The organism is Rhizobium oryzicola (genome assembly GCF_030504645.1).
Taxonomy (GTDB): Bacteria; Pseudomonadota; Alphaproteobacteria; order Rhizobiales; family Rhizobiaceae; genus Neorhizobium; species Neorhizobium oryzicola.
The window spans coordinates 1,202,869-1,225,874 of the sequence record NZ_JAUKWQ010000001.1 but is presented as its reverse complement, the minus strand read 5'-3'; the positions used below and the strand labels follow the sequence as shown (position 1 = coordinate 1,225,874).

General features: G+C 60.6%; 25 protein-coding genes and 1 pseudogene. 21 read left to right on the top strand and 5 right to left on the bottom strand.

All coding sequences use genetic code 11. From position 1 onward, the window contains the following. Positions 1 to 10 precede the first annotated feature (10 nt). The 5 genes from Q2T52_RS06105 (at position 11) to Q2T52_RS06085 (ending at position 3,165) form a co-directional block, all read left to right on the top strand. Entirely contained in the window at positions 11 to 352 is a 342-nt protein-coding gene (locus Q2T52_RS06105) for an HNH endonuclease (RefSeq protein ID WP_302075763.1), read from the top strand. Positions 353 to 461: 109 nt separating this feature from the next. After that, a complete protein-coding gene (locus tag Q2T52_RS06100; protein ID WP_302075762.1) occupies positions 462 to 1,202 on the top strand; it encodes an SDR family NAD(P)-dependent oxidoreductase in 741 nt (246 codons plus the stop codon). A 130-nt stretch (positions 1,203 to 1,332) separates the two neighbouring features. Next, a complete protein-coding gene (locus tag Q2T52_RS06095) occupies positions 1,333 to 1,560 on the top strand; it encodes a DUF2188 domain-containing protein (RefSeq protein ID WP_302075761.1) in 228 nt (75 codons plus the stop codon). Positions 1,561 to 1,570: 10 nt separating this feature from the next. Next, positions 1,571 to 2,188 carry a hypothetical protein gene (locus tag Q2T52_RS06090; protein ID WP_302075760.1) on the top strand — a complete coding sequence of 206 codons (618 nt, stop codon included), beginning with the start codon at positions 1,571 to 1,573 and terminating at the stop codon, positions 2,186 to 2,188. A gap of 89 nt (positions 2,189 to 2,277) precedes the next feature. Then, positions 2,278 to 3,165 carry a DMT family transporter gene (locus Q2T52_RS06085; RefSeq protein ID WP_302075759.1) on the top strand — a complete coding sequence of 296 codons (888 nt, stop codon included), beginning with the start codon at positions 2,278 to 2,280 and terminating at the stop codon, positions 3,163 to 3,165. Here the strand turns inward: Q2T52_RS06085 and Q2T52_RS06080 are convergent. Continuing rightward, positions 3,162 to 4,748, bottom strand: coding sequence for a glycoside hydrolase family 28 protein (locus tag Q2T52_RS06080; protein WP_302075758.1), 1,587 nt, complete (start codon positions 4,746 to 4,748; stop codon positions 3,162 to 3,164). The genes Q2T52_RS06085 and Q2T52_RS06080 overlap by 4 nt on opposite strands. Positions 4,749 to 5,062: 314 nt before the next feature. Between Q2T52_RS06080 and cysS the strand changes: the two genes are divergently transcribed. The 6 genes from cysS (at position 5,063) to rarD (ending at position 11,601) form a co-directional block, all read left to right on the top strand. Next, positions 5,063 to 6,547, top strand: coding sequence for a cysteine--tRNA ligase (gene cysS, locus Q2T52_RS06075; protein WP_302075757.1), 1,485 nt, complete (start codon positions 5,063 to 5,065; stop codon positions 6,545 to 6,547). Between the two features lie 284 nt (positions 6,548 to 6,831). Continuing rightward, positions 6,832 to 7,305: a GFA family protein gene (locus tag Q2T52_RS06070; protein WP_302075756.1), complete on the top strand. Its 474-nt coding sequence runs from the start codon at positions 6,832 to 6,834 to the stop codon at positions 7,303 to 7,305. Between the two features lie 8 nt (positions 7,306 to 7,313). Further along, positions 7,314 to 7,775, top strand: coding sequence for a GFA family protein (locus Q2T52_RS06065; RefSeq protein WP_436799503.1), 462 nt, complete (start codon positions 7,314 to 7,316; stop codon positions 7,773 to 7,775). Between the two features lie 4 nt (positions 7,776 to 7,779). Beyond that, positions 7,780 to 8,739 (top strand): prolyl aminopeptidase, encoded by a 960-nt coding sequence (gene pip / locus Q2T52_RS06060; RefSeq protein WP_302075754.1) that lies wholly within the window; start codon positions 7,780 to 7,782, stop codon positions 8,737 to 8,739. 229 nt (positions 8,740 to 8,968) lie between these two features. Further along, the gene (cimA, locus tag Q2T52_RS06055) at positions 8,969 to 10,585 is read left to right on the top strand and encodes a citramalate synthase (protein WP_302075753.1); all 1,617 of its coding nucleotides are present in this window, start codon (positions 8,969 to 8,971) and stop codon (positions 10,583 to 10,585) included. Between the two features lie 101 nt (positions 10,586 to 10,686). Further along, entirely contained in the window at positions 10,687 to 11,601 is a 915-nt protein-coding gene (gene rarD, locus Q2T52_RS06050; protein WP_302075752.1) for an EamA family transporter RarD, read from the top strand. Between the two features lie 22 nt (positions 11,602 to 11,623). Here the strand turns inward: rarD and Q2T52_RS06045 are convergent, their stop codons facing one another. Next, positions 11,624 to 12,229, bottom strand: a complete 606-nt coding sequence (locus Q2T52_RS06045) for an LOG family protein (protein ID WP_302075751.1) — start codon at positions 12,227 to 12,229, stop codon at positions 11,624 to 11,626. A gap of 167 nt (positions 12,230 to 12,396) precedes the next feature. Here Q2T52_RS06045 and Q2T52_RS06040 point away from each other — a divergent pair, with 167 nt between their 5' ends. Together Q2T52_RS06040 and Q2T52_RS06035 are read left to right on the top strand one after the other, a co-directional pair. Then, positions 12,397 to 14,250 carry a LysM peptidoglycan-binding domain-containing protein gene (locus tag Q2T52_RS06040; protein WP_302075750.1) on the top strand — a complete coding sequence of 618 codons (1,854 nt, stop codon included), beginning with the start codon at positions 12,397 to 12,399 and terminating at the stop codon, positions 14,248 to 14,250. 98 nt (positions 14,251 to 14,348) lie between these two features. Next, positions 14,349 to 16,235: an ABCB family ABC transporter ATP-binding protein/permease gene (locus tag Q2T52_RS06035; protein ID WP_302075749.1), complete on the top strand. Its 1,887-nt coding sequence runs from the start codon at positions 14,349 to 14,351 to the stop codon at positions 16,233 to 16,235. A gap of 6 nt (positions 16,236 to 16,241) precedes the next feature. Here Q2T52_RS06035 and Q2T52_RS06030 read toward each other — a convergent pair. After that, positions 16,242 to 16,771, bottom strand: a pseudogene (locus Q2T52_RS06030) (nucleoside kinase). Between the two features lie 163 nt (positions 16,772 to 16,934). Here Q2T52_RS06030 and Q2T52_RS06025 point away from each other — a divergent pair. The 4 genes from Q2T52_RS06025 to Q2T52_RS06010 all read left to right on the top strand — a co-directional run bounded on the left by Q2T52_RS06025 (position 16,935) and on the right by Q2T52_RS06010 (position 19,747). Continuing rightward, positions 16,935 to 17,723 carry an alpha/beta hydrolase family protein gene (locus Q2T52_RS06025; protein WP_302075748.1) on the top strand — a complete coding sequence of 263 codons (789 nt, stop codon included), beginning with the start codon at positions 16,935 to 16,937 and terminating at the stop codon, positions 17,721 to 17,723. Between the two features lie 149 nt (positions 17,724 to 17,872). Then, the gene (locus Q2T52_RS06020) at positions 17,873 to 18,571 is read left to right on the top strand and encodes a phosphatidylserine decarboxylase (RefSeq protein ID WP_302076050.1); all 699 of its coding nucleotides are present in this window, start codon (positions 17,873 to 17,875) and stop codon (positions 18,569 to 18,571) included. 7 nt (positions 18,572 to 18,578) lie between these two features. Continuing rightward, a complete protein-coding gene (gene pssA, locus Q2T52_RS06015; RefSeq protein WP_302075747.1) occupies positions 18,579 to 19,403 on the top strand; it encodes a CDP-diacylglycerol--serine O-phosphatidyltransferase in 825 nt (274 codons plus the stop codon). Between the two features lie 209 nt (positions 19,404 to 19,612). Continuing rightward, on the top strand, positions 19,613 to 19,747 hold the full coding sequence (locus Q2T52_RS06010) for a hypothetical protein (RefSeq protein WP_302075746.1): 135 nt from the start codon (positions 19,613 to 19,615) through the stop codon (positions 19,745 to 19,747). A gap of 41 nt (positions 19,748 to 19,788) precedes the next feature. Here Q2T52_RS06010 and Q2T52_RS06005 read toward each other — a convergent pair whose 3' ends face one another. Both Q2T52_RS06005 and Q2T52_RS06000 read right to left on the bottom strand, forming a co-directional pair. Next, a complete protein-coding gene (locus Q2T52_RS06005) occupies positions 19,789 to 20,565 on the bottom strand; it encodes an SOS response-associated peptidase (protein ID WP_302075745.1) in 777 nt (258 codons plus the stop codon). A gap of 31 nt (positions 20,566 to 20,596) precedes the next feature. Further along, positions 20,597 to 20,923, bottom strand: coding sequence for a YnfA family protein (locus Q2T52_RS06000; RefSeq protein ID WP_302075744.1), 327 nt, complete (start codon positions 20,921 to 20,923; stop codon positions 20,597 to 20,599). Positions 20,924 to 21,008: 85 nt separating this feature from the next. Between Q2T52_RS06000 and Q2T52_RS05995 the strand changes: the two genes are divergently transcribed. From Q2T52_RS05995 to Q2T52_RS05980, 4 genes are all read left to right on the top strand, one after another. Next, the gene (locus tag Q2T52_RS05995; protein ID WP_302075743.1) at positions 21,009 to 21,446 is read left to right on the top strand and encodes an NUDIX hydrolase; all 438 of its coding nucleotides are present in this window, start codon (positions 21,009 to 21,011) and stop codon (positions 21,444 to 21,446) included. Then, complete coding sequence (locus Q2T52_RS05990; protein ID WP_302075742.1) at positions 21,443 to 21,871, top strand: TIGR02301 family protein; 429 nt, start codon at positions 21,443 to 21,445, stop codon at positions 21,869 to 21,871. The genes Q2T52_RS05995 and Q2T52_RS05990 overlap by 4 nt, the downstream gene beginning before the upstream one ends. A gap of 106 nt (positions 21,872 to 21,977) precedes the next feature. Next, a complete protein-coding gene (locus tag Q2T52_RS05985; RefSeq protein ID WP_302075741.1) occupies positions 21,978 to 22,235 on the top strand; it encodes a hypothetical protein in 258 nt (85 codons plus the stop codon). A 30-nt stretch (positions 22,236 to 22,265) separates the two neighbouring features. Next, positions 22,266 to 22,946, top strand: a complete 681-nt coding sequence (locus Q2T52_RS05980; RefSeq protein WP_302075740.1) for a hypothetical protein — start codon at positions 22,266 to 22,268, stop codon at positions 22,944 to 22,946. Positions 22,947 to 23,006 lie beyond the last annotated feature (60 nt).

Here is a 23,006-nt window from a genome sequence, read left to right as displayed (position 1 = left end):
GGCTCGCCTCATGGCGCGCAAGCACAGACAGGAGATCGTCTCCTGGTACCAGAAGCCCGAGCCGCAGATCTGTCCTCTCTGCGGCCGGGCGATCCCCGAGGATCAGAGCGACGAGCACCACCTCGTGCCGAAAAGCCGTGGCGGGCGCGAAACGCAGGCCCTCCATCGCATCTGTCACCGGCAGATCCATGCGCTGTTCAGCGAAGCGGAGCTGGAAAAAACCTACTTCACCGTTGAAGCCCTGCTCTCCCATGAGGAGATGCAAAAATTCGTCGCCTGGGTTTCCAAGAAACCGCCCGGTTTCTATGACGGCACCAAGCGCAGCAATCGACGCCGAGAAAATGACCGATAGCCCACCGCGGCAATCCGGCACTTGCGCCAGTCCCCTGCCTATGACAATCCTCGCGCGAATGAACGCATGGGATGTCGGTGTTTTCTGAACACTGCGGAATGGGACGAGAATGACGATCGATCTGAAGGGCAGGCTCGCGCTGGTGACCGGCGCGTCGCGAGGCATCGGCTACTTCACCGCACTGGAACTGGCAAAGGCCGGCGCGCATGTGATTGCCTGCGCCCGCACCGTTGGCGGGCTGGAAGAACTGGATGATGCTATCAAGGCTGTCGGCGGCACGGCTACGCTCGTTCCCTTTGATCTAACCGACATGACCGCCATCGATCGTCTTGGCGGCTCCATCTACGAGCGCTGGGGCAAGCTCGATATTCTCGTCGCCAATGCCGGCATCCTCGGCGTCATTTCGCCCGTCGGTCATATCGAGGCAAAGGTGTTCGACAAGGTGATGCTGACCAATGTCACCGCCACCTGGCGGCTGATCCGCTCGGTCGAGCCGCTGCTGCTGAAATCCGACGCCGGCCGCGCGCTGCTCTTGTCCTCAGGCGTTGCCACCGATGCCCGCCCCTTCTGGGGTGCTTATGCTGCCTCCAAGGCGGCGGTGGAAATGCTGGGCCGCACATGGGCGGAAGAAACCAAGCAGTCGAAACTTCGGGTCATCAACGTCAATCCGGGCGCGACCCGCACCGCCATGCGCGCGCAGGCCATGCCGGGCGAAGACCCGACCACCTTGCCCCATCCATCCGAAGTGGCACAGAAGCTTGTGCCGCTCTGTTCGCCTGACATGACGGAGACGGGACGTCTTTTCATCGTGCGGCAGAATAAGTTCGTCGATTACCGCCTGCCGGAATAACGGGCGAAACGGAATTGGACGTTCGAACTCGGTGAGAATTTCGATAATCAAATGGCAGAACCTTCCCTCAGGCTCTGGCAGCGGGAGCGCGCCTAGATTATATTTGTAAGCACGGGAACGGATGAGAGCGATGGCAAAGTCAAAAGCACAGCACGTGGTGCCAAGATCAGGTAAGTGGGGGGTGCTGAGCGCAGGTGCGTCTCGCGCGACGAGCCTTCATACGACCCAGGACGAAGCCATCAAGACCGCGCGCGACATTGCGAGGTCGCACGGGACGGAACTCTACATCCATGGCCGTGACGGGCGCATTCGCGAGAAAAGCAGTTTCGGAACCGATCCGACGTTAAGCAAAGGCTGACGTTAGCTTTATGTTCGAACGTTCGGTGTTTATCAATTGCCCGTTCGATGAGCATTACGCTCCCATTCTTCAGGCAATCGCATTCACCGTTACATTTCTTGGGTTCCGTCCGCGCCTGGCGCCGCAGAACGGTGACAATGCGTTGAATAGACTTGGTCGCATCGACGACATCATACGCACATCCAAGTACGGCATCCATGATCTCAGTCGCAACCGCGCAAATGTCAAAGGCGAGTTCGCGCGCATGAACATGCCGTTCGAACTCGGGATCGATTACGGCTGCAAGACATTCGGGTCCGAGCCGCTGTGCAGTAAATGCATCCTTGTCCTGGAAGAGCGGCGGTATGACTACCAGAAATGTCTTTCGGATATTGCAGGGTGGGACATCGAAGCGCATAGCAACGATTACCAGATCGCGATCCGGAAAGTGAGAGGATGGTTGGTAAGGCAGGCAGACGCCCCGCCCAAGGGGGCTACGCTGATTGAAAGCCGTTATGCTGTCTTTCAACAGTGGTATTGGTCTCGCGAAACAGCGGCTGGGGCATCTGAAGACGACATTCGCCAATACCCGACCGTTGACGTGGTCGACGCAATGCAACAGTGGATGGATCTAGGACAACCGGACTAACCGCTTGACGCTGATAGACAGAGCGATGTTGTTGAACACAGCCTCTATCGAACTGGTAGAATCCCACTAACCGACTAAAAGCTCTCCTTATGCGCCCCCGCGATATCGCTGCCTATCTGTTCCTGGCCATTGCCTGGGGACTGTCCTTCCTGCTGTTGCTGAAGGTGGTGCATGCCTTTGGCTGGGTGGGCGCCGTCACCTTCCGCTGCTTCATCGCGGCGCTGATCCTGTTTGCGCTGGCGCGGCTGACGCGCCGCCGCTTGCATTTCGGCACCGGCTGGAAGCCGCTTGCGGTGGTGGGGGCGACGACGGTTGCAGGGCAGTTGATCGGCCTCTCCTACGCGACGCCGCTGATCGGCACCGCCATGGCCGCCATCTTCGTGGCGACCATACCGCTGTTTTCCATGCTGATCTCAAGCGCCTGGGGGATGGAGCGCATCACGCCGCCGCGCGTGGCAGGGCTGGTGCTCGGCACGCTCGGCCTCGTCATGCTGGTCGGCTTTCCCGCCGTGCCTGTTGATGAGACCTTCATTCTGGGCTGCGGCGCGATGATCTTCAGCACCTTTTGCGCCGCCTTCGGCAGCAATTATGCCAGCCGTCACCTCAAGGGCGTCGGCTCATGGGAGGTGACGATCGGCGCTTTTCTGGCGGGCGGCGTGATCGCGCTGCCCCTCGTCTTGGCCGTGCCCGTACCGACCGTGCCGCAGCCGCTGGATTATCTGAACCTCGTGGCGCTCGCCGCGCTGATGAGTTCGCTGACCTATGTGCTCTATTTCGGTCTGGTCGGCAGCATCGGTCCGACGCGGGCGATCAGCGTAGAATTTGCCGTGACCATCGTTGCCGTCGTGGTCGGCGCCGTGGTTCTGGATGAACCACTGACGCTCATCCAGATTGCTGGCGCAGGCGTCATCATAGCAGGCTGCGCGCTGGTGCTGGGGCTGGTGCCGTTTCCGGGTCGTCCGAACCCGATTGTTTAAATCGGCGCCCCCGGGATGACAGACTTGAAGGACGGGAAGGCGTTGGAGCAATCCCGAAGCGCGGCCTTGCCCGACCGCTCGTCCTTGACCGTCACCTTGGCCACCTCATCTGCCTTCAACTGGTCGGCAAAGCTGACCGGGCCGGGACCCAGCGTGACATTGGCGGCAATCGGCTTCGGTTCCTGATCCGGCTTTGGCGCACCGGCCAATCGCGGCTGGCGGCCTTCGAAAACAACGTTGTCGAAGCGGATATTGACCGGCAGCATCCGCTCTGCGTCCCGCCAGCCGCGTAGCACGAGCACGGATTGCGGGTGCTTCACATCCTCAAGGATATGGATGTTGCGCAGCGTGATGTCGGCAAAATCCGGATAGGCCTTACCCTTGGCGTCGGAATAGCGCGTGTCGAACACCAGCGGTGCCCGCTGGCCGCGCATGCATACATCCTCGAACAGAACGCCGGTCACCTTGCCGCCGCGCGAACTGTCGGACTTCACGCGGATGCCATTGCCGTTCGGGCTGTCGAAGCCATCCAGCGAGAGATCGTAGACATGGATATCCTCGTCGCCGGAGGCGGTTTCCGATCCGATCGACATGCCGTGTCCGTAGAAGAAATGATTGTGCGCAAAGGTCATGTGGGCCGCCGGGCGGCGCGCACTGGCCTTGATTGCCACATTGTCATCGCCGGTGCTGATGAAACTATAGGCCAGCAGCACCTCGGAAGATTGGCCGGGGTCAAAGCCATCGGTATTCTTCACCGTATCCGGCGTGATGCAGGTGGCAGGCGTCAGCTTGTCCGGCGTCGTTCCCTTGGGGCAGGCATAATCCGGCACGGTATAGACTTGATTCGGGGTCAGGATGCGGATGCCCCAGGCAGTGACCCCGTTCACGCCATCGGCAACGATATGGAAGTTGGCGCTGTTCATGAACGCCGTTCCATACAGCGTGAAATGCGAACCGCCATCGATCTGCAAGAGGCGCGGATTGTGCTGGATGAGCCCCTGCTTCGACTGCCAGGCGACGTCCCACCACGAGCGCTTGCCCGCATTGGGGCCTGTGAGCAGCAGCGAACCGCCGCGCCCGTCGATCGCGCCTTCGCCGACGATGCCCGCCGCTTCGGTCTTGTCCGCGTGGATGAGCGGATAACAGGACTTCTTGGAAACCGTATTGGCCATTCCGCAATCACCGGGGCCATTGTCGTAATCCTTGGGGTCGCGGGAGGCAAACAGCGTCACACCCTTGTCGATCCAGAGCGTCACATGGCTCTTCAGCTTCAGTGGGCCGGTGAGGAAGGCATCCTTGCCCCCCTCCGCCACCAGCTTCACCGCCCCGCCCTTGCACTGATCAATCGCCGACTGGATGCGCGCCTGATCGGGATGGGTGTTGCGGCCATCGGCATCATAGGCATCCACCGAGCCCTTTTGGGAAACGATGTCAGCTTTCAGCGTTGCGCAGATTGTCGAGGGCATTTGCGGTTCGCTGACCATGCCCCATTGCGTGCTCACGGGCGCTTCGGCGGCACCGGCAGCGATTGGCAAAAGCGAGGCGGATGCGAGGAGAAAAAGAGGAAGGGAGCGGGTAGGCATGCTGGCGGGAACCTTGAAACGAAATCCTGGATCTCCCGCATAGCCGGAAAACTTCCGACAACTCAAATGAAGCTTAGGTCATGGTTGATAGCGGCAGAATCCAAGACGTCGGGCTTTAAGACTTCTCTCCACCCTCCCCTTGACCTTGCAAAGGTGTCGCGCCATAAGGTCAAGTCATGAAAAACGGCCTCTGCATCATTTGCGGGAAAATTATTCGCTAGCGCATAGCTGGCTTGGCCGTTCGCGTCTCTCGAAATGCTGAAAGACACGGGAACCGGTCCGGGCCGGTCACCATCTGTTTCGGGAGACAGTCGATGAGCCTGACGCTCAAGCTCTACAATACGCTGACACGGGAAAAGGCGGAGTTTCAACCGCTCGATCCGCAAAACGTGCGGATGTATGTCTGCGGCCCGACAGTCTATGACTTTGCCCATATCGGCAATGCGCGCCCCGTCATCGTATTCGACGTGCTGTTTCGTCTGCTGCGGCATGTCTATGGCGCTGATCATGTCACCTATGCCCGCAACATCACCGACGTGGATGACAAGATCAATGCACGGGCGCTGCGGGATTTTGGGCCCAAGATTGCCGATGGTTCGATGAGCCTCAACGAGGCGATCCGGGCCGTCACGGGCAAGACGGAAAGCCAGTTCCAGACGGATGTGAAGGCGCTCGGCTGCCTGGAGCCTACGCATCAGCCCCGCGCGACCGACAACATTGCTGAGATGATCGCGATCATCCAGCGCCTTCTGACCCAGGGGCATGCCTATGTTGCAAAGGGTTCCGAGGGCTATGAAGTTCTGTTTGCCACCGCCTCCATGGCTGATTACGGGCAGCTCTCCAAGCGCCGGTTGGAGGACCAGCAGGCAGGGGCGCGCGTGGCGGTAGAAGCGCACAAGATGAACCCTGGCGACTTCGTGCTGTGGAAGCAGTCCGCCGACACCGAACCGGGCTGGGCTGCCGACTTCCTCTTCGAAGGCAAGAACTTTGCTATCTATGGCCGTCCGGGCTGGCACATAGAATGCTCGGCCATGTCGAACCGCTATCTGTGGGAAGAGATAAAGGATCGGCTGTCGCCCAAGGCCAAGGCACACCCGCATCAGTTCGACATTCATGGCGGCGGGCTGGATCTGATCTTCCCGCATCATGAAAACGAGATCGCTCAATCCTGCTGCGCCTACGACACCGATGTGATGGCGAATGTCTGGATGCATAACGGCTTCGTGCAGGTCGAAGGCCGCAAGATGTCGAAGTCGGACGGCAATTTCGTCACCATCAATGAGTTGCTGGAAACGAAAACTTTTGGCGGCCGCAAATGGCCGGGCGAAGTGCTGCGCCTTGCCATGCTGATGACGCACTATCGCGAGCCGATCGACTTTTCCGTGAAGCGGCTGGAAGAGGCGGAACGGCTGTTGGCGAAATGGCCTGTGGTCGAGCCCGGCAATGCCGCCCCATGCGAAACCGTTCTGGAGCCGCTGGCCGACGACCTGAATACCGTTGCCGCCGTGCAGGCCATTCATGCGCTGGCACAGGCCTCGCATCATGATGCCGATGCCAAGGCGCGTTTTGCGGCCTCTGCCAATCTGCTTGGCCTTTTGCCAAAAGCGACTGAAGTGGACGAGGCGATCGCCGCTGGCGTCGACGCGCTGGTGCAGATGCGGCTTGAAATGCTGAAGGCGAAGAATTTCGCCGAGGCGGACAAGATCCGCGACTCGCTCTCCGCTCAGGGCATCCAGCTGAAGGATGGTAAGGACAAGGAGACCGGCGAGCGGGTGACCACCTGGGAGCTGAAGCGGTAGGACCATGTTGGCAGCGGTTGGGGTGGAAGTTGTCTGAACACCCCCCTCATCCGCCTGCCGGCACCTTCTCCCCAAGGGGAGAAGGGAGAAACGGCCTCATCGCCGACAAGACCGCACTGCAGACGAAGCAGACGCAGAAGTTTGAGATGCGTGTGAGGCGGTTGTCATCCGTCCCTTCTCCCCTCGGGGAGAAGGTGCCCGAAGGGCGGATGAGGGGGCAATGTGGACACGAAGAGCTGTGCAGCGAGCTGAATGAAGGCGGGGACAGGCGGGAGGAGACGAACATGACAACAATCCACACCGGCGGGTGCCAATGCGGCGCGATCCGCTTTCGGGCCGAGGGTGAACTGAGCGCCTCCGTCTGCCACTGCCGCATGTGCCAGAAAGCCTTTGGCGCCTATTACGCTCCGCTGGTTTCCGTTCGCCGTGCGGCCTTCAGCTGGACCCGGGGCGAGCGCAAGATCTTCCAGTCCAGCAATGCGGTCGCACGCGGCTTCTGCGCCGATTGCGGCACGCCGCTGACCTATGAAGCGCCGGACGGGATAGCGATTGCCCACGGCGCGTTCGACGATCCGTCAGCCGTTGCACCGAACCTGCAATACGGGCTTGAGGCGAAACTTCCGTTTGCGGACAATATCCCGTCGCTGCCCGGCCACCCGACCGAGGAGGATCTGGAGGAAGCCCCCTTCCTGAAGGATCTCGTTTCCTTTCAGCACCCGGACCACGATACCACCGACTGGCCGAAGAAGGACCCGTAGCGATGACGATGCAAGGCATATTCACCGGTGGATGCCAATGCGGCGCGGTGCGTTTCCGGGCGGAAAAGCTCGGCCGCCCCTCCATCTGCCATTGCCGCATGTGCCAAAAGCAGTTCGGCGGCTTCTTCGCGCCATTGGTCACGGCGGATCAGGCGCATCTGACCTGGACGCGCGGTCAGCCGAGCCTTTATCGCTCCTCCGCCAAGGTGAAGCGCGGCTTCTGCGGCAAATGCGGCACGCCACTGACCTATCAATCCGATGAGGGTGTGGAACTCGCCATCGGTGCCTTCGACCACCCGGAACTGATCGAACCGGAAATCCAGGTCAATTACGGCAAGCGCCTACCCTGGATCGACCATCTGTTCGAGAAGCCGCAATTTTCCAGCCCCGAGCATGAGGCGAAATGGGCGGCGGTCGAAAGCTATCAGCACCCCGATCACGACACGGCCGAATGGCCGCCGAAGGACTGAAGACATGAGCGAACTGCGCAGCTACTATCCCGAGATCGAACCCTATGAAACCGGCATGCTTGATGTCGGTGATGGCCACAGCATCTACTGGGAGCGGGTTGGCACCAAGGGTGCAAAGCCCGTCGTCTTCCTGCATGGCGGCCCCGGCGGCGGCTGCAACCCGAACCAGCGGCGCGTCTTTGATCCGGCTCTCTACGATGTTCTGCTGTTCGACCAGCGCGGCTGCGGCCGCTCCACTCCGCATGCCTCCCTTGAGGCCAACACCACCTGGCATCTGGTCGCCGATATCGAACGCCTCAGAGAAATGCTCGGCATCGAGAAGTGGATGGTGTTCGGCGGCTCCTGGGGCTCCACGCTGGCGCTTGCCTATTCAGAAACCCATCCTCATCGCGTGACGGAGCTTGTCGTGCGGGGCATCTACACGCTGACCAAGGCCGAGCTCGACTGGTACTACCAGTTCGGCGTGTCGGAAATGTATCCCGACCGCTGGGAAAAGTTCATCGAGCCCGTGCCGGAGAATGAGCGCCACGAGATGATGGCCGCCTATCATCACCGCCTCACCGGCACCGATGAAGGCGAAAAACTACGCTTTGCCCGCGCCTGGAGCCAGTGGGAAGGCGCGACCATCTCGCTGATCCCGAACCTCCAGCAGATCGAGGATTTCGGCGAGGACCATTATGCCATCGCCTTTGCCCGCATCGAAAACCACTACTTCATGAATGCGGGCTGGCTGGAAGAAGGTCAGTTGCTGCGCGATGCGCATAAGCTTCAAGGCATTCCAGGCGTCATCGTGCATGGTCGCTACGACATGCCCTGCCCGCTGAAATATGCCTGGGCGCTTTCCAAGCGCTGGACCGATGCGGAGCTGAAGATCGTGGAGGGCGCCGGCCACGCGCTGACCGATCCCGGTATTCTGGATCAGCTGATCCGGGCGACGGACAAGTTTGCGGGCAAGAGCGCGTAGAATTCCCCTCCCCAACCCCTCCCCACAAGGGGGAGGGACTTAACCTGCCGCAATGCTTCTGCCTCAATCAAGGCGAAACGGTGCCGCAGGTCTTCTCCCCCCTTGTGGGGGAGATGGCGGCAGCCAGAGGGGGTTTTACCTCCTAGAGATACCATGGCCCAATGGTACCAGTCGGCAACCGGATAAGGGGCAGATATTGAAGACCGATTTGCCAACAAGAGGCACAGACATGGCATTAGAAAAAATCTATCTCTTCGACACGACACTGCGCGACGGCCAGCAGACGCCCGGCATCGATTTCTCCGTCGAGGACAAGATTGCCATTTCCAAGCTGCTGGACGAGTTCGGCCTGGATTATGTCGAAGGTGGCTATCCCGGCGCCAACCCGACCGACACCGCCTTCTTTGCAGCCAAACGCACGAATGCCGCAAAATTCGTTGCCTTCGGCATGACCAAGCGGGCGGGCATTTCGGCCGCCAACGATCCCGGTCTTGCTAGCCTTCTGCAATCCAAGACCGATGCCATCTGTCTTGTCGCCAAAAGCTGGGACTACCATGTGCGGGTGGCGCTCGGCTGTTCGAACGAGGAAAACCTCGAGTGTATCAGAGACAGCGTTGAGGCGGTCACGGCATCAGGCCGTGAGACGCTGATCGACTGCGAGCATTTCTTCGACGGCTACAAGGCCAATCCGGATTATGCGCTGGCCTGCGCCAAAACGGCTTACGAGGCCGGGGCGCGCTGGGTGGTGCTGTGCGACACCAATGGCGGCACGCAGCCATCTGAAGTGCGCGAGATCGTCGGCGCCGTGATTGCATCAGGCATTCCGGGCGACCATCTCGGCATCCATGCCCATGACGATACCGGCCAGGCGATTGCCAATTCGCTGGCGGCTGTGGAAGCCGGTGTGCGGCAGATCCAGGGCACGCTGAACGGCATCGGGGAGCGTTGCGGCAATGCCAATCTGGTGACGCTGATCCCGACGCTTTCGCTGAAGCAGGCCTATGCCAGCCGCTTCGAGACCAGCATCGACCGCGAGCGCCTGACCGGGCTGACCGCTCTCTCGCATGCCTTTGACGAGCTCTTGAACCGCTCGCCCGATCATCAGGCACCTTATGTCGGCGCATCCGCCTTTGCCACGAAGGCCGGCATCCATGCATCCGCCCTGCTGAAAGACCCGAAGACCTATGAGCATGTGGAGCCGGAAAAGGTCGGCAATTTCCGTAAGGTCATGGTGTCGGACCAGGGCGGCAAGTCGAACTTCCTCAACGCGCTGAAGCGGCGCGGCATCGAGGTCGGCAAGGACGACCCGCGTCTCGACAAGCTCATCCAGATCGTCAAGGAGCGCGAGGCGGAAGGCTATGCCTATGAAGGCGCCGACGCGAGCTTCGAACTGCTGGCCCGCCGCACGCTCGGCACCATTCCGCATTTCTTCGATATCGACGGTTTCCGCGTAATGGTGGAGCGGCGTTTCGACGCCAACGGCCAGCTGAAGACTGTCTCGGAAGCGGTCGTGCGGCTGGTGGTGGATGGAGAGCGGATCATGTCGGTGGCCGAAGGCGACGGCCCGGTCAATGCGCTCGATCTGGCGCTGCGCAAGGATCTCGGCAAGTTCAACGCGGAGATCGAGGATCTGGAACTGGTGGATTACAAGGTGCGTATCCTCAACGGCGGCACCGAGGCCATCACCCGCGTTCTGATCGAATCGACTGATCGCGAAGGGACGCGCTGGTGGACCGTCGGTGTATCGGAAAACATCATCGATGCCTCCTTCCAGGCGCTGATCGATTCGATCGTCTACAAGCTGATGAAAAACCGGGATATGGCGGGCCGCATCGCGGCGGAGTGACCCCTGGAATGAATAGGATTGATGCGAACCCCAACGGAATGAATTGGCTTGGATAGCCAATCGAGCCTATGGAAGCCTCAATCAGCAAAGGGTCACATAAGATGGCGACAGAAACAGCAACCGTGCAGCAGCACTCCGGCGATTCGCCCAAGGGCTTTGCCTATGCACTGGCCGCCTATGGCCTGTGGGGCGTTCTTCCGCTGTACCTGAAGGCGCTCGGCCACATCTCCCCGTTCGAGGTGCTGGCGCATCGCGTCGTCTGGTCCCTGCCCTTCGCGGCCCTGATCCTGCTGGTAACGCGCCGGTTCGGCGACATTCGGGCAGCGCTGAAATCGCCGCGCACCATGGTGATGGCAACAGTCACGGCCAGCCTCATCACCATCAACTGGTGCACCTACGTCTACGCGGTTGGCTCCGGGCATGCGATCGAAGGAGCGCTCGGCTATTTCATCAATCCGCTATTCAGCATCCTGCTGGGGGCCATCCTCCTGAAGGAGCGGTTGGCGCCTGTGCAAATGGGCGCCATCGTGCTCGCCTTCGTGGCCGTCGGCATCCTGACTTGGGATGCGGGGCGGCTGCCCTGGATTTCGCTGACGCTCACCTTCAGCTGGGGCATTTACGGCTTCCTGCGCAAGACGCTGCCTGTTGGACCGAATCAGGGTTTCTTCCTCGAGGTGGCGATCCTCAGCGTTCCCGCCCTCCCCTATATCCTGTGGCTGGAAGGCAGCGGCATCGGGCACTTCACCCACGGCACGACCACCGACACCTGGCTGCTGGCCTCGGCCGGTCTCGCCACCGCCGTGCCGCTGATGATCTACGCCAATGCCGCCAAGCTGCTCAGGCTGTCGACCATCGGCATCATGCAGTACATGACGCCGACGATCATCTTCCTGCTGGCGGTTTTCGTATTCCAGGAACCGATGAGCCCGGTGAAGCTGTTTTCCTTCGTGCTGATCTGGTCGGCACTCGGCCTCTACAGCTGGTCCATGCTGCAGGCCTACCGCGCCCGCAGCTGACGGATCGTCATCAGGGATCGATTCAAAGCTTGTCGATAACCTCTTGACGTCCTTCGTCAATGTCCTGCTCCGCCCAGGCGTCCAGAATGGCCGGCACGATATCGTCCACATTGTCGATAACGAGCGGCTTCACCAGATTGGCATTGTGGATGAAGCCCTGCGCCTTCATGTGATCGATCAATTCCAGCATCGGGTTCCAGAAGCCGCCGATATTGGCAAACACCATCGGCTTGCCGTGACGGCCTAGCTGCGCCCAGGTCATGATCTCGACGATCTCTTCCAATGTGCCGATGCCGCCGGGAAGCGTCACGAAGGCATCCGCACGCTCGAACATCTTGTGTTTGCGTTCATGCATATCGGCCGTGATGATCAACTCGTTGAGCTGCCCCAGGGAATGGCGGGTTGCCTCCATATCGACAAGAAATTCAGGGATGATTCCGGTGACCTGACCGCCGTGCGAGAGAACGCCGGATGCGACCGCACCCATGATACCCTTGGTGCCACCCCCGTAAACGAGTCGCAGGCCATGGGTGGCAATGGATTTGCCGAGGCTTCTGCCGGCTGCAACATAGGCTGGATCACGACCGGGCTGGGAGCCGCAATAGGCGCAGATGGATCGAACTGGCACAACTTTCTCCGTATGGGATGAAATCGCCGGCCATTGATACAGCCGGCAACGAAAAGTGACGGGAAATCAGACCAAGAGCAAGCGTGCATACCCCGAAATACTTGTTAACGCAGAGTGAAACCTGTATCCGATAACAATGTGACGGGGTCCGTCAGGAGAGATTAAGAATGCTCAAGAACCGTGCCGGCTGGCTGGCAATTTCCGTTCTCGCCATCGCGACCGTCCTGATGGTCTTCTTCGTGCTGCCCCGTATATCGGGCGGCGAGAAACCGGTTGGCGAGGCAATCAATACTGCCGGCAAGGAAGTGAAGGACGCCGTAACCAAGGGCGGTGATGCCGCACGCGAACTGGTGGACCAGAAGCCGAATACGACGGCGCCCACACAGACCGCACCCCCCGCACAACAGAAGCCGGCTGCAGTGCCTCAGCCTCAGCAGACCGCCAAGGCGGAACGCATTCTGCCGACCTTTGACGTCCTCCGCGTCGAGCCGGATGGCTCCGCCGTTATCGCCGGTCGCGCCGAGCCGAAATCCAAGCTGGAAGTTCTGGATGCAGAGCAGGTGGTTGCCCGTACCGATGTGGACAAGGCCGGCGAATTCGTGGCGATCCTCGACAAGCCGCTCACCCCCGGTGACCATCAACTGGTGCTGAAGGCAACGGCGCCCGATGGCCAGGTTCTGCTGTCGCAGGAAGTCGCAACCGTTTCCGTGCCGCAGAACAAGGGCGGCGAACTGCTTGCCATGGTGACCAAGCCGGGTGAAGCGAGCCGCCTGATTGCCGTACCCGGTGGTAGCCAGCCGACGACTGCCAAGACGGAACGCGTGGCTCTGAATGGCGCAACGCCCGTGCCGCAGCAACAGCAGGCAGCACCCAAGCCTGAAGCGCCTGCGCAGGCCCCTGCCGCGCAGACTTCTGCTCCAGTGGCTACCGCACCTGCCGCAACCGCGCCGGCGCAGCCCTCTACACCGGCTGCCGCTCCGCAGCAGACGGCTGCAGTTCAGCCCAATGCACCGGTTCCATCCGCCGCTTCACCGTCCGAAAAGCCCGCTTTGCAGGTATCAGCCGTAGAGGTCGAAGGCGATCGCCTGTTCATCGCGGGTATTGCCAAGTCCGGCATCAAGCTGCGCGGCTATGCCGATGGCCAACCCGTGGGTGAAGCGCAGGCAACCGGCGACGGCCATTTCGTGATTGATGGCAGGATTGCGCTATCTGTCGGCCAGCATCAGATCGCGGTTGATGCGCTCGGCAATGACGGCAAGGCGCTGCTGCGCGTGGAAGTGCCCTTCAATCGCCCGGCCGGCGAGCAGGTTGCAGCCGTCGCCACCAATGCTCCGCAGTCCGGCTCCGCTTCGCTTTCTCCTATCGATGGCGGCGCCTTCGACAAGCTACGCAACGAGGCATCCCGCGCCTTCCAGCTTCTGAGCAACCTGTATGCCAATGGCAATGTCCCGACGGCGGAACAGGTCGCGGCCGCCCGTTCCGGCGTGGCAATCGCGCTGAAGTCGCTGACGGAATATCGCCTACCGGCAGGCGCTGATGCCAATGCCGCGCAGATTGCCGAAAACACCGCCAAGGCAGCAGCAGAGGCTCTCGCCGCGCTCGATGCCCTGCCGCGCGATGTGAATTCGATCGGCAAGAACTTGGGTGCGATTTCGGAAATGTTGACCAAGGCTATCGGCCCGATGCTGCCGAACGCACAGCCTGCACCGATTGCCGAGGCGCAGGCTCCTGCCCCCGCTCAGACGCAGGCTGATGCAGGCCAGCCGAAAACCATTGCGCAGGCGCCGCTGACCCAGAGCGAAGCATCGTCCGTCATCATCCGCCGCGGCGACACGCTATGGCAGATTTCCCGCCGCGTTTATGGCCAGGGCGTTCGCTATACGACGATCTATGTTGCCAACCAGGACCAGATCGCCAATCCGAACATTATCCAGCCCGGCCAGATCTTCGGCGTGCCGAAGGACGCCATGCCTGATGACGAGGCGGAAAAGATCCATCGCAAACAGATGAAGAAGGGGTAAGCCCTCTTCATCTCCGCCGAAGGCAGCTCTTTCCGGATTTGCCGATTGCCAGAGCGAAGCAGGCATCCTATGTGCAGGGCGTCCTTTCGGAGGCCCTGATGAACGATCGCAAGAAGACCATTTCCGCGGATTCGAGCAATCCGCTCGCGACCCTTGTCAACCTGTGGCCCTATATGTGGCCTGCAGGCCGCGCGGACCTGAAGGCGCGCGTGATCTGGGCCACAGTCTTCCTGCTGATTTCCAAGCTGGTGCTGATCGGTGTTCCCTATTTCTTCAAGTGGTCGACCGACGCCCTGAACGGCAAGCTCGATCTCGCGGGCCTTGTGCCGACGCTGCTGCTCGGTGCCGTCGCGCTCGTCATCGCCTATAACCTGACCCGTCTCATCCAGCTCGGCCTCAATCAGCTGCGCGATTCCATGTTTGCCAGCGTCGGCCAGCATGCGGTGCGCCAGCTTGCATATAAAACCTTCGTGCATATGCACCAGCTGTCGCTGCGCTTTCATCTGGAGCGCAAGACGGGCGGCTTGTCCCGCATCATCGAGCGTGGCACCAAGGGCATCGAAACCATCGTTCGCTTCACCATCCTGAACTCCGTGCCGACGCTGGTCGAGTTCCTGCTGACGGCCGTGATCTTCTGGAAGGCCTATGGCTTCTCCTACGTGCTGATTACCGCCATCACCGTCTGGGCCTATGTGTGGTTTACGGTCCGCGCCAGCGACTGGCGCATCGCCATCCGCCGCTCGATGAATGCCAGCGACACGGACGCCAACACCAAGGCGATCGACTCGCTTCTGAACTTCGAGACGGTCAAGTATTTCGGCAATGAGGACATGGAGGCAAAACGCTTCGATGCCTCCATGGCACGCTACGAGAAAGCCGCGACGGAAGTATGGACTTCGCTCGGCTGGCTGAACTTCGGTCAGGGCGTGATCTTTGGCCTCGGCACCACGGTCATGATGGTGATGTCGGCGCTCGCCGTGCAACGCGGCGAACAGACGATCGGCGATTTCGTCTTCGTCAACGCGCTTCTGATCCAGCTGTCCGTGCCGCTCAACTTCATCGGTTTCGTCTATCGCGAAATCCGCCAGGGCCTGACCGATATCGAGCAGATGTTCGACCTGCTGGAAGTCGAGGCCGAAGTGGTGGACAAGCCCGATGCGAAGCCGCTTGCCATCCAGCAGGGCAGCATCGCCTTCAAGGATGTGCACTTCGCCTACGACCCTGAGCGGCAGATCCTGAAGGGCGTTTCCTTCGAGGTGCCGGCCGGCAAGACCGTCGCCATCGTCGGCCCCTCGGGTGCCGGCAAATCCACCATCTCCCGCCTGCTCTATCGCTTCTACGATGTGCAACAGGGTTCGGTCACGATCGACGGGCAGGATGTACGAGATATCACGCAGAAGAGCCTGCGCGCGGCGATCGGCATGGTGCCGCAGGATACGGTGCTGTTCAACGACTCGATTGCCTACAACATCCGCTACGGACGCCTCGGCGCGACCGATGACGAGATGATGGCGGCGGCGGATATCGCCCAGATCGGCCATTTCATCCGCAACCTGCCGGACGGGTTCGGCACCATGGTCGGCGAGCGCGGCCTAAAACTTTCGGGCGGCGAAAAGCAGCGCGTGGCGATTGCCCGCACCATCCTGAAGGCGCCGCCGATCCTGATTCTCGACGAGGCAACGTCTGCGCTCGACACCACGACCGAGCAGGAAATCCAGGCAGCGCTGGATGTCGTCTCCAAGAACCGCACGACGCTGGTCATCGCGCACCGGCTCTCCACCGTCATCAATGCCGACGAGATCATCGTGCTGCGCCATGGCGAAATCGCCGAACGCGGCACGCATGCGGGGCTTCTGGCGCAAAACGGCCTCTACGCCTCCATGTGGAACCGCCAGCGCGAGGCAACCCAGGCGGAAGAACATCTGCGGCAGGTGCGCGAGAGCGATGATCTGGGCGTCTTGGTGCGCGGCCAGCCTGCGGGGTGAGACAGCCTATTCGGTGGCGTCCAGCGCTGAGAGGATATCATCAACAACAGCTTCCAACGGCATTGCAGCGTCTATAACCGTTGCATTGGTGGGCGTGTCTTCCTTTGTCGCATGCAGGTGCATCACGAAGTCTCGTTCATTCGGTCTGCCGCCGAACTCGTCCTCTGGCCTCATCTCCAGCCGCTGCTGAAGCGTTTGCCTGTCCACATCCAGAACGAAAACGCCGTCGAACAGATGGATGAACTGGTGAAAGTTACGCGAGCCGCCGCAAAAAAGGTCACCGGATGGCTTTTGTCCGCGATCAACGCTTGGACCCTTTCCACGGGCCACACATGATGCCTGTGACCGAAGGTGACTTCGGCGCTCCCCTGCGAAACGCTTGCCTCATCCAACGGCGCGCCCGTCTCCGGGTCGCCCTTGTAGGCAAGCTCTCGGTCGCCATGGATGACATGAAAACCGCGGCGCTGGAGTTCAGTTGCCACCGACGTCTTGCCGGTGCCCGAGACACCTTCAATCAGATAGTTTCTGACGCCCATTGCAACCTCCTGCCTGAGCCTTACACAGCGATGCCTTTAACGCCAAACCAACACAGAATTCGGACAAGGCCTTTTCCATATGCTCTCGACCAATGGCGATGAGATTGCACCACATCTTCCAAGCCGGTACTCCTTCAGAAACTGACATCGGGAGGGACATCTGATGACGACAGCACAGCGCACGCCGGAAGGTCTTCCCGTCATTGCCGTTCTGCCTGAAGGCACCCCGCGCGGGCTGTTCATTCATCTGCATGCCTTCAGCCAGACGAAGGAACACACGCTGCCAATTCTGGAGGCGCTTGCCGCGAAGGGTTTCGTCGCGGTCAGCATGGACGCCTTCCAGCACGGAGAGCGCGGGTTTGAAGACGGGCGGCAGCGTTTCGCCCGCGTGTTCGGCAATTTCCGGCGCCATATGTGGCCGATCCTCGGGCAAACCACGCTCGATGTGCCGCGACTGATCGACTGGGCCTTGGGCGAATTTCAGTTGCAAGCACCGGTTTTCATGAGCGGGCTTTCCATGGGCGGTGATATTGCCGTCGCCGCTGCCGGGCTGGATGCCCGGATCTCGCATGTGATCGCCGTCGGCTCGGCGCCGGACTGGAAGCGGCCCGGCATGCATGACCTGCGCGACATGAGCCAGTTGCAGGCGACGGGCGATGCGGATCTTACTGCACAGTTCTTCTATGAGCATCTGGACCCGCTGACGCATCCTGACGCCTATGCACGTGCCCCGGCGCTGCATTTCATCTGCGGCGCTGCCGACGACCACATTCCTCCCGATGGGGCCGAACGCTTCAAGGCAACACTCGCAGATAAGCATCCTAAGGCGTCAGAGCGCATCTCGCTCACGCTTCTGCCGAATCTCGGCCATGGCCAGGTCTGTGATTTCGATATCTGGTGGCCGATCGTGTCGCGCCAGATCGATGCCTTGCCGGGTGGTTTTAACGCCTGAAGAGGGTTGAACCGCGGTTTTGAGAAAGCGTCCACAGGTTTGCGCTTCTGACGGCGGCCTTGGGACTTCAGAACCGCATTGCCCCCAAAACGGTTTGCCTGTACCTAATCGGGTCGAAAACGACCGATCCCATGGAGACACCGTTCTTGATCAATCTGCTGGACACCATCCGCAACACGCTCGTCCCAATTCACAAGGAAGGCTATGTCTTTGTGCTCGCTTTCTTCGTGGCATCCCTGCTGTTGGGACTGATTGCGGCGCCGCTGTTCTGGATCGGCCTCGTGCTGACGCTCTGGTGCGCCTATTTCTTCCGTGACCCTGAGCGTGTGATCCCGCAGGATGATGATCTGATCCTGAGCCCTGCCGATGGCCGCGTGTCGTCTGTTGCCATGGTGGTTCCGCCGGCGGAACTGGAACTCGGCAACGAACCGCTGCTGCGGATTTCCGTGTTCATGAACGTGTTCGATTGCCACGTGAACCGTTCGCCTGTGCGTGGCCGTATCACCCAGATCGTCTATCGCCCCGGCCAGTTCATTAATGCCGAACTGGACAAGGCCAGCAGCGACAACGAGCGCAATGGCCTCGTCATCGAAAGCAAGCATGGCAAGGTAGGCGTGGTACAGATCGCCGGCCTCGTCGCACGCCGCATTCTCTGCTTTGCGCATCCGAACGAGCCGCTGGATGCCGGCGAGCGTTTTGGCCTCATCCGCTTCGGTTCGCGCCTGGATGTCTATGTGCCCGCAGGCGGTCAGGCGCGTGTCTCGCTCGGCCAGCGCACCATCTGCGGCGAAACCGTGCTGGCAGAATTCGGTTCGGCCAAGGGCCCGATCCTCAGCCGCCGCAACTGAAGAAAGCATGTCGATGGACGAGCAGCGTACCCGGCCTTCCAGCGATGATGATGCAGCCCGCGGGCCTCGCCTGCGGGAAATTCCCCTGCGGCTGATGGTGCCAAACCTCATCACCGTGCTTGCCATCTGTGCGGGCCTGACGGGCATTCGCCTCGCCTTCGAGAACCGGTTCGAACTGGCGGTCGCCATGGTTCTGCTGGCGGCATTTCTGGATGGCATCGATGGCCGCGTCGCGAGGGCGCTCAAGGCCACTTCCAGCTTCGGCGTACAGATGGATTCGCTTGCGGATATCGTCAATTTCGGCGTCGCCCCCGCACTCGTCCTCTATCTGTTCGTTCTCGATCAGGCCGGCTCGATCGGTTGGATCGCGGCACTCATGTACGCCATCGGCGCAGGCTTGAGGCTCGCACGCTTCAACGTGATGGCGGAGCGTGAATACAAGGCGAAATGGCAGAGCGAGTTCTTTGTCGGCGTGCCTGCACCCATGGGCGCAATGCTGGTGCTGCTGCCGGTCTATCTCGGTTTTCTGGGGGTCGTTCCAAGCCATGGAATGGCCTATGCCAGCACCGCCTATACGGTGCTGATCGGTTATCTGCTGGTCAGCCGCCTCCCCGTCTGGTCCGGCAAGTCTGAAACGCGCGTGATCCGCCGCGACCTGATGCTGCCGATCCTGTTGGCTATGGCGCTCTATGTGGCGCTGCTGATGAGCTTCACCTGGGAACTGCTTGTTGTGACGGCACTGGCTTACCTTGCCATACTCCCCTTCAGCGCCCGCGCCTGGAAGCGCCGCTATGGCACGCTGACGATCGAAGACGATCACGCCAACGTTTAACCGTTTGATTCCGTTGTTGCATTGCGCCATTCATGCTGCATCGCAGTAGTTGTGATGCAGCCAGACAACACTTTCGCGCAAGTAGAATATGTGCATGTGCAGGATGTGATTTTTCGCTCTTGCCCGACAAATTTCCGCCCTGTTTTCTGGCGAGAGCGCGATCACAGTAACTTGAACTGAATCGCGCCTAATCGTCTGGGGAAGAGAACATGACCAAGGAAAACACTGCCGCTCAGCCTGCCAAGCAGGAACAGCTTCACGCACCGCTGCGCCCGCTCGCGCTCAAGGCCGTCGTTGCCGCCGCCACCATGCTGAAGCGCAAGAACCTGAAGCCGGCATCGTAACGATCCGGTTACGCTGGTTTCAGGGGTACCAGCGCCGCCTCTCAAAACAATGATAATTGATCGTCGCCGGGAGACGGCGGCGTCGGTTTGACAGGCTTGACCGCCACGCTCACCGGTTCCTGCAGGTCCGGTCCCATGTTGGATACCTTGTTGACGAGATCCGAGACCGGGATGGCCTCGAAGAAATCCGCCTGCGCCGGCTTCAGCAGATCCTCGATGTCGCGCGGTTCCTGCGTCTTGCAATCCAGCCAACGCTCGAAATCCTGCTGGTCGATCACAACAGGCATCCGGTCATGGATGGCCGACATCATCGAATTGGCAGATGTGGTGAGGATCGCAGCCGTGTCCATTTCGGAGCCATCAGCCGATGACCAGGTTTCCATCAGCCCCGCAAAGGCGACGATGCCGCCGCGCTTTGGCCTGATCCAATAGGCCTGTGACTTTTCGCCGGTTTCCTTGGCCTTGTCCTTCGGCGGTCGGTGCCATTCGTAGAAGCCAGAGGCCGGGATCAAAACGCGACGATGGCGCATGGCTGCCCGAAAGGATGCTTTGCCGACCGCCGTTTCGGCGCGAGCATTGATGAGCAGCGGAAATTCCTTCGGGTCCTTCACCCAGCCGGGCAAAAAGCCCCAGCGAGCCAGCATGGCGCGCCGTTCCGGCAGGTTGCTACCGGGCGCGGCCTTCTCGCCAGCGATGATCAGCAGGATCGGTTGCGTTGGTGCAATATTGTAGCGCTTCGGAAAATCATCGATCTGGATGACGCTGAGGAATTCGAGAATATCTTCCGGTGTCGCGGTCAGGGCGTAACGTCCACACATGGCTGTTTGATCTCACCCCTCTCCGGCCCGGTCAACCCGTGCGAGGTCCAAATAGAATGATCGCGCACCCGCCAAGGCAGATGGCTGCTCCTGTCACATCCCAGCGATCAGGCACACGGCCTTCGACGGCATAAAGCCAGGCAATAGAAGCAGCCACATAGATGCCGCCATAGGCTGCAAAGGTGCGGCCTGCCGCTTCGCTTTCCACCAGCGCAAGACAGACGGCGAACGCTATCAGAGACAGCAGGCCGGGGAAAAGCCACCAGCTCGGCTTGTCCAGCCGCCACCATGCCCAGAAAGCAAAGCAGCCTGCGATTTCGAAAAGCGCGGCCAGGGCGAAGAGCATATATGTTTTCATGGTTGCAACATGCTGGTTCCAACATCTTGCGCAAGGGTGGCGCCACGTTATCTTGGCCAACCGCAACGGAAAGAACGCCCCATCCATGTATGACACCCCCTCTCCGGCTTCCTCCGCCATTCTCGAACGGGACGGCCGGTTCCTTCTGATCCGACGGCGCAATCCGCCTTCCGCCGATCTCTTTGCCTTTCCGGGCGGACGGGGCGAGCCGGGAGAAACACCGGCGGAGACGGCAGTTCGTGAATTTGAGGAAGAGACGGGCATTGCCGTCTACGGGCCGGAACTGTTTGCGACCTATGATCTGAAGCAGCAAAACGAGGCGGGCGAGATCACCAGCCACTTTTTTCTCTCGGTCTTTCTGGTGCAGTCCGACGCCACCACAGAGGCCGTCGCCGCCGATGATGCAGCGGATGCCGGCTGGTACTCGGTGGAGGAGATTCGCCGGCTGCCGGTTCCGGCAAGCGTTCTGGAATGCGCGGAGCGGCTGGAGGCACGGATGCAGGCGAGAGGAATAACGGCATGATTCGCCGAACAGTCACCACCATTTCTCTTCTTGGCCTGCTGCTTGCCCCGGGTTTTGCCCTGGCCCAACAGAAAAAGGAGCAGCCACAAGCCCAGCAAACCGCGCCGGTTAACCAAGACAAAGCAGCGCCCTATGATCAGCAGCTCATTCGTCTTGCGGAAATCCTGGGCTCGGTGCATTACCTCCGGACGCTTTGTGGCGCGCCGGGCAGTGACTGGCGCGCCACGATGCAAAAGCTTCTCGACACGGAAACGGCAAACGAGCCTTCACGACGGGAGCGCCTGACCGCATCCTTCAACCGCGGATACCGCTCCTTCGCCGCAGTGCACACCACCTGCACCCCGGCGGCCCGACTGGCCGAGGAACGCTACCGTGCCGAAGGTGCAACACTGGCAGCGGAAATCGCCGCACGCTACGGAAATTAGGTATTTATTTACCTCTTTCACCTTCCGGGCGTGTCGTTTTGATAAAAGGCTGCTAGTGTTGTTAACGTGTCAGTAAGAACAGACACACCTTGAAAGAGGAATACAGATGCAGATTGCCCGCAACGACATCGATGACATGATTGTGCACGAGAAGATGCAGGCGGCGCTCGAATACCAGAACGAAGCCTGGGCCGATGGTCGTGCAGACGGCATCGAACCGGAAATTATCGCCGATGCGGCGATCGCCCTGGCCATGCGCGAAACCATCCGTCTTCACGGCGAAGCTGGTGCAGAGGCGATGCTCGAATCGCTGAAAGAGCGTATGCTCGCCGGTGAATTCTCTCCGGATCGCAGAATCCAGTAAGCCATTAGCAAGAGCAGCAGAGGTGCCAAGATGACCGTTGCGCAGGCGAGATCTCGCCAGACCATTGCGCGGATTGCCGCTGCCGCCCTCCTCATCTCCGCTACCAATGGCTTTGCGTCTCCGGCTTTTGCGCTGTCCGATACGGCCATTCAGCCGGCGGCTTCCGACAGCCAGTCCGCACCGGCAGCGCCTGCAGCGCCGCAGCCCAATGCGGCTTCCCCCGCCAAGCCGCAGGCAGAAGGCCAGGCCAACGAAATCATTCACGACATCAACAAGCTGCCGGAAGCCGTTCGCAAGACGCGCGCGGCCATCGTCGAGGCTGCTGCCTCCGGTGATCTGGAGCGCCTGCGTCCGCTGTTTGGCAGCGGTCCGAACTCGGCGGAGATTCTCAGCGCCCAGGATGGCGACCAGCTGGAACTGATCAAGAGCTTTTCGGGCGATCCGGACGGCCTCGAAATCCTGGCAATCATGCTGGATGTTCTGCAGACAGGTGCGGCGCATGTCGGCATCGGTACGCCCGATGAGGCTTATGTTTGGCCGTACTTCGTCGGCAAACCGCTCGATACGCTGACGGCACCGGAAAAGGTGGAGCTGCTGCGCATCGTGACAGCAGGTGATCTGCTGGGCATGCAGGAGGCCGGCGGCTATAATTTCTATCGTCTCGGCATCGCGCCCGACGGCCACTGGAAATATTTCGCCAGCGGCGATTGATAAATCTGTAGCTTGAATCGCGCCTGCGGCCTATCTCTGCCGCAATAGAACGGATTCCTG